This is a genomic window from Streptomyces sp. NPDC031111, from assembly GCF_055570675.1.
Genome location: NZ_JBVIGS010000005.1, coordinates 397,237 through 403,236, shown reverse-complemented (window position 1 = coordinate 403,236; position 6,000 = coordinate 397,237). Strand labels below are relative to the sequence as shown.

4 protein-coding genes are annotated in these 6,000 nt (G+C 70.9%); all 4 read right to left on the bottom strand.

Annotated elements, in window-relative coordinates:
- Positions 1-89: 89 nt before the first annotated feature.
- The gene (locus ACZ470_RS14435; protein ID WP_468427193.1) at positions 90-1,127 is read right to left on the bottom strand and encodes an ABC transporter permease; all 1,038 of its coding nucleotides are present in this window, start codon (positions 1,125-1,127) and stop codon (positions 90-92) included.
- On the bottom strand, positions 1,124-2,086 hold the full coding sequence (locus ACZ470_RS14430; protein ID WP_468427192.1) for an ABC transporter permease: 963 nt from the start codon (positions 2,084-2,086) through the stop codon (positions 1,124-1,126). The genes ACZ470_RS14435 and ACZ470_RS14430 overlap by 4 nt, the downstream gene beginning before the upstream one ends.
- A complete protein-coding gene (locus ACZ470_RS14425; protein WP_468427191.1) occupies positions 2,079-3,638 on the bottom strand; it encodes a sugar ABC transporter ATP-binding protein in 1,560 nt (519 codons plus the stop codon). The genes ACZ470_RS14430 and ACZ470_RS14425 overlap by 8 nt, the downstream gene beginning before the upstream one ends.
- A 66-nt stretch (positions 3,639-3,704) precedes the next feature.
- Positions 3,705-4,805: an ABC transporter substrate-binding protein gene (locus tag ACZ470_RS14420; protein WP_468427190.1), complete on the bottom strand. Its 1,101-nt coding sequence runs from the start codon at positions 4,803-4,805 to the stop codon at positions 3,705-3,707.
- Positions 4,806-6,000 lie beyond the last annotated feature (1,195 nt).

Genomic DNA, 6,000 nt, shown 5'->3' with positions numbered 1-6,000 from the left:
TATCTTCGCTCGGTCGGGTGCGCCCCCCCCTCCCCCCCCCCCGCCCCCCCTCCCCCCCCCCCCCCCCCCCCCCCCCCGCGTCCGGGGCTTCACAGCAGTTGCCGGCGGCGGCCCAGCCAGGTCTGGGCGATCACCACGACCGCCAGGAAGGCGCCGCTGACGACCTGTTGGTAGGAGGAGTCCAGGGAACCGATCTGGTTGATGACGTTCTGGATCACCTTGAGCAACAGCACACCGACCAGCGAGCCACTGACGTAGCCGAGCCCGCCGGTGAGCAGGGTGCCCCCGATGACGACGGCGGAAATCGCCTCCAGCTCCATGCCGTTGCCGAGAATGGTCACCCCGGAGGCGAGCCACGCGGCGTTGAGCGCGCCGGCCAGACCGGCCAGCACCCCGGACAGGGTGTAGACGAGGATCTTGGTGCGGGCCACCGGAGCACCCATCAGCGCCGCCGCGTCCTCGTTGCCGCCGACCGCGTACACATGCTGCCCGAATCGCGTGCGGCGCAGTACGACCGCCCCGGCCGCGAACAGCGCCAGCGTGATCCACACGGGATTGCCCAGACCGAGCGTGCTGCCCTGGCCGAGCTCGGCCAGGAACGAGCCCTTGCCGATCAGGAAGGTGTCGGCGCCCTCGTCGGTGAGCGCCAGCATCAGACCGCGCGCACCGAGCATCGCCGCCAGGGTGACGATGAACGGCGCCAGCCGGGAGCGGGCCACGAGCAGACCGTTGACGACGCCGATCGCCCCGCACACCACCAGCGGCAGCAGCAGCGCCACCAGCGTTCCGTGCCGCGACCCCCAGGCCGCCAGCACCCCGCCCAGCGCGAACAGCGAGCCGACCGACAGATCGATGCCCCCGGTGATGATCACGAAGGTCATGCCGAGCGCGACGATCGCCAGGAACGCCGAACTCGTCGCCATGTTGCTGACGTTGTCCCCGGTGGCGAAGGAGTCGAAGCTGAACGACGCCACCAGGGAGACGACCACCAGCACCGCCAGCGCGCCGTGCTGCTGGACCAGCGCGCTCAGCCGCTCGGAGCGCGCCGAGCCCACCGGCTCGCCGGCCGCCTCAGGCTTCTCGTCGCCCGGCGCGGTCACCGGGGCGTCCGTCTTCGTGGCGGTCATCGCTTCCCCCGTCCCCGTGCCGCGTAGACCGCGCACACGATCACTATGGCCTGCGCGATCTGGGTCCAGGAGGGCGGCAGATCGTGCTTGATGAGGGTGGCGGTGAGCAGCTGGATGAGGACGGCTCCCGCCACGGTGCCGGCGATGTTCACCCGGCCGCCGGTCAGCGGTGTCCCGCCGACGACGACGGCGGTGATCGCGGACAGCTCCATCAGATTGCCCAGTGAGGTCGGGTCGCTGGCCTGGAGCCGTGCGGTGGCGAGGACGCCCGCCACGGCGGCGAGCAGCGCGCAGACGACGTACACCACGATCAGCACGCGGCGCACCGGCAGTCCGGCGAGCTGCGCCGCGGGACGGCTGTCGCCGATGGCGAGGAGCTGCCGTCCGAAAGTGGTGCGGCGGACGACGAAGGCCACAAGGAGCGCCAGCACGGCGGCGATCAGGATCAGATACGGGATGCCCAGCACGTCGCCGGAGCCCAGGGAGGCCAGCGAGGGGTTGCGCAGGTCCTCCAGCTGGGGCAGGAGCACCAGGGCGAGTCCCCGGCCGCCGACCATGAGCGCCAGAGTCGCCACGATCGGCTGCACCCCGACGATGGCGACCAGCACGCCGTTGGCCAGCCCGACAGCGGCGGCGAACACCGCCACCACCAGCAGCGCCGGCACGAGTCCGTAGCCCAGGTAGAGGGCGGTCACGGACGCCGCCAGGGCCATCACGGCACCGACCGAGAGGTCGACTCCCTCGGTGCCGATGACCAGGGCCATGCCGAGCGCCACGATGATGACGGGGGCGACCTGCACGGCCTGGGTGCGGAAGTTCTCCGCGGACAGGAAGTGCGGGGTGATGACGATGTTGACGACCAGCAGCAGCGCCACGCCGGCGTAGACGCCGTACGTCTGGAGCCACTGGAGGGCGCGGGCCCTGTCCAGCGGGACGGTCTTGAGGGTGGCTTCAGCCATCGGTGGCCGCCTCCTCGACCGCGTCCCGGTCCGGGGCGTGCCCGGCGATGGTCCGCATCAACTTGTCCTCGGTGACCTCGTCGCCGGTCAGCTCGCCGACGACGGCACCGTCCTTCAGTACGACCACGCGGTCGGACCCTTCGATCAGTTCCTCCAGATCGGAGGAGATGAGCAGGACGCCCAGGCCGTCCGCGGCCAGTTCGTCCACGAGTTTCTGCACCTCGGCCTTGGCGCCGACGTCGATGCCCCGGGTGGGCTCGTCCAGGAGCAGCACCTTCGGGTTCATCGCCAGCCACCGGGCGAGCAGCACCTTCTGCTGGTTGCCGCCGGACAGTTCGCCGACCTTCTGCTGCGGCGAGGACGCCTTGATGCGCAGCCGCTCGATGAAGGTGTCCACGATGCTGTCGACGCGCGCCTCGGAGACCAGTCCGAAGCGGGAGAGCCGGGGCAGCACGGCCAGCGAGATGTTCTCGCGGACCGACAGACCGGGCACGATGCCCTCGCTCTTGCGGTCCTCCGGCAGCAGACTGATGCCGGCCCGGATGGCGGCCGGGGTGGAACCGCCGCGCAACGGGACCCCGGCCACCGTCACGCTGCCCGAACTCGTCGACAGCGCACCGGAGATGGCCTTCGCCGTCTCGGTGCGTCCGGAGCCGAGGAGGCCGCCGAGACCGACGACCTCGCCGGGACGGATGCTCACGGACACCTCGTGCAGCTTGTGCGGCACCGTCAGCCCGCGGGCCTCCAGCACGGGCCGGGTGTCGGTGGCGTGGTGGTCGCCGGTGAACTTCGTCAGCCCCTCCTGCCGGACCTCGCCCAGCTCCCGGCCCAGCATGGTGGAGACCAGCGAGAGCCGGTCCAGGTCCGCGAGGCGGCCGTGGTGCACGCGACGGCCGTCGCGCAGCACGGTGACCGTGTCGCACACGGCGTAGAGCTCGTCGAGGCGGTGGCTGACGTAGACGACGGCGATGCCCTCGTCGCGCAGTCGGCGGATGACCGAGAACAGCGTCTCGACCTCCCGCGGTTCGAGGGACGACGTCGGCTCGTCCATGATGACGATCCGTGCCTCGCTCGCCACGGCACGGGCCAGGGCAACCATCTGCTGCGCGCCGACACCGAGGGTGCGCAACGGGCGGCGGACGTCCACCCGGACGCCGTAGGCGCTCAGCGTCTCCTCGGCCTCGCGGTTCATACGGGCGAAGTCGAGCAGGCCGAAACGGTTGCGCGGCTCGCGGCCCAGGAAGAGGTTGCGGGCCACGCTCAGCAGGGGGATGAGGTTGACCTCCTGGTAGATGGTCGAGATCCCGGCCTTCTGGGCCTCCAGCGGGGTCGCGAAGGAGACGTCGCGGCCCAGGAAAACGATGTCACCGGCGTCGGGCCGATGGACCCCGGTGAGGAGTTTGATGAGGGTCGACTTGCCGGCGCCGTTCTCGCCGATCAGGGCGTGGACCTCACCGGCGTGCAGGGTCAGGTCCACGTCGTCCAGGGCCCGGACGCCGGGGAAGGTCTTGCTCAGTCCGCGGACGGCGAGGACTTCGGCGGGGGGAGCCACCTGTGCCTCCAGGAAGAAAGGGGTGACGGACGGACAGGGGGCCCGGAAACCGGGCCCCGGAGCGGGTCAGTAGGCCTTGCCGAGGTCCTGCTCGGCGTTGCCGGCGTCGTACGCGCTGTCCTGGATAACGATGTCCTGGGGGACTTCCTGGCCCTGGGTGAAGGTGTCCAGCGTCTGGAACGCCAGCGGGCCGAACCTCGGGTTGGACTCGATGACACCGCTGATCCAGCCGTCGACGACGCCCTGGACGGCGTTGCGCGTGCCGTCGACCGTGACGATCTTGACGTCGCCGGCCTTCTTGCCCGCGCCCTTCAGCGCGGCGACCGCGCCCAGGCCCATCTCGTCGTTCTCCGCGTAAATGCCCTTGATGCCGGGCTTGGACTGGATGAGCTGCTCGGTGACCTGCTGGCCCTTCTCGCGGGTGAAGTCACCGGTCTGCTCGAAGACGACCTTCAGCTCGGGGGCCTTCTCGGCGACGCGCTCCTTGAAGCCCTGGGTGCGCTCGGTGGTGACGTTGTTTCCGGCCGAGCCCAGCAGGATGGCGACCTCGCCCTTGCCGCCGGTGGCCTCGATCATCTGGTCGGCGGCACGCCGGCCCTGCTCGACGAAGTCGGAGGCGATGAAGGAGACATAGTCCTTGCAGGCCGTGGCGTTGATCTTGCGGTCGATGGTGACGATCGGAACCTTCTTCGCGGCGGCGGCCTGGAGCACCGGGTCCCAGCCGTCGGAGTTGAGGGGGGCGATCACCAGCAGGTCGGCGCCCTTGGCGAGGAGGTCCTGGACATCGCTGATCTGCTTGGAGAACTGCGACTGGGCGTTGGCCGTCAGCAACTTGACGCCTCTCTTGGCCGCCTCGTCCTTGATGGACTGCGTCTCCGCGATACGGAAGGGGTTGGCCTCCTTCTCCGACTGGGAGAAGCCGACCGTGGCGTCCTTGAGGTCGATCTTCTTGCCGCCGTAGGCGTCGACGGTGCAGGTCTTGCTGCCCGGCTTCGGTGTGACGACCTTCTGGCCGGCGTCGGCGGCGGCCGCCGGTGACTTCTTCTTGCCGTCCGACGCGTCGTCCTCCGACTTGGCGCAGGAGCTGGCGGTCAGGGCCACGGCGGCGGCCAAGGCCACGACCACGGGACGGGCGAGAAGGAGGGAACGGTGAGTGGTGCGCTGCATGGTGACCCCGATCCGGGTGACGCTGAAAAGGGAACTGGGGAGCCGAAGGACGCGCGGATGTGGAGCTGCTCCCCCTGTGCTGAAGCGGCGTCCGGTGCGCCGCAAGGAGGTTTTACATCGTTGGAAGGATGCTGTAAACCCCCTGCGCACAAGGTGCGAAGGGAACGCGGCGGGGGAGGGAACGGCGTGCACGGCACGCGTTCGACCGTGGGGCAACACGGCAAGCGCTTGCGGCTCGGCCGCGCGCCGGCGCACGGTGAACCGCCTTCGTGGTTCGGCTTGTTCGCCGGGGGAGCCTGGTGGATACGCGGCGCCCGACCTGCCCGTGGGGGCGGCGCGGCTCGCCGAAGTCCCGGTATGAGACGCCTACTTGTGCGCGCGCTTACGCCATTTCAGGGGAATCGCACGGTCGTTCCGGAAACCCTGGGCCGCCGAGGGCGCGCGCGGTCGTCACGGGCATACGGCCAGGCCGCGCCCGGCGTGTCGGACGTGCCCCGACGTGTGCGACGTCGAGTCGCGGCGTGTCGGCCGCCGGCGATGGCCGAGGGGGCGGGCCGACTCGTCGGCGTGTCGGACCGCGTCGCCGGTACGTGGACACCAGGCATGACGCCCCCACCGCCGGTCGCGCGAAGACGGCATCGACGTATGGGCGTTGGCACCGCCGGCTGGACCGAGGCGCCCGGCTCGCACATGGCGGTTCTCGTCCGTGGCAAGCGGGGCGGTCGCCCGGGGTGGCCCAACGTGCTTTCGTGTTCCGCGGGTTGGTGATCGGCCCGGTCGCGGCATGGTTCGGGCGCCCGGTCGTCGGCGCGGGCGAGTGCCGACTCCGCCAGGGTCGGCCAACGGCAGCCCGTCCGGGGCAAGGCGGGGCCGCCGCCCGGAGTGGTCCAACGTGCTTTCTTGACCTGCGGGTTGGTGATCGGCGTGGTTCGGGCGCCCGGGCGTCGTGGCGGGGGAGTGCGGGCTCCGCCAGGGTCGGCCAACGGCAGCCTGTCCGTGGCAAGGACGGCTCCCGACGCCCCGGGGTGCCGGCGCACCCCGCAGCGTCGTGGGTGTGTGCGGCTGTGGGGTCAGCCGCGACGTGCTCTCGCGTTCCGTGAGTCGGTGGTCCGCCATGATGCGGCGTGGTTCGGGCGCCCCGTCGTCGTGGCGGGGGAGTGCGGGCTCCGCCGCGGGTCGGCCAACGGCAGCCTGT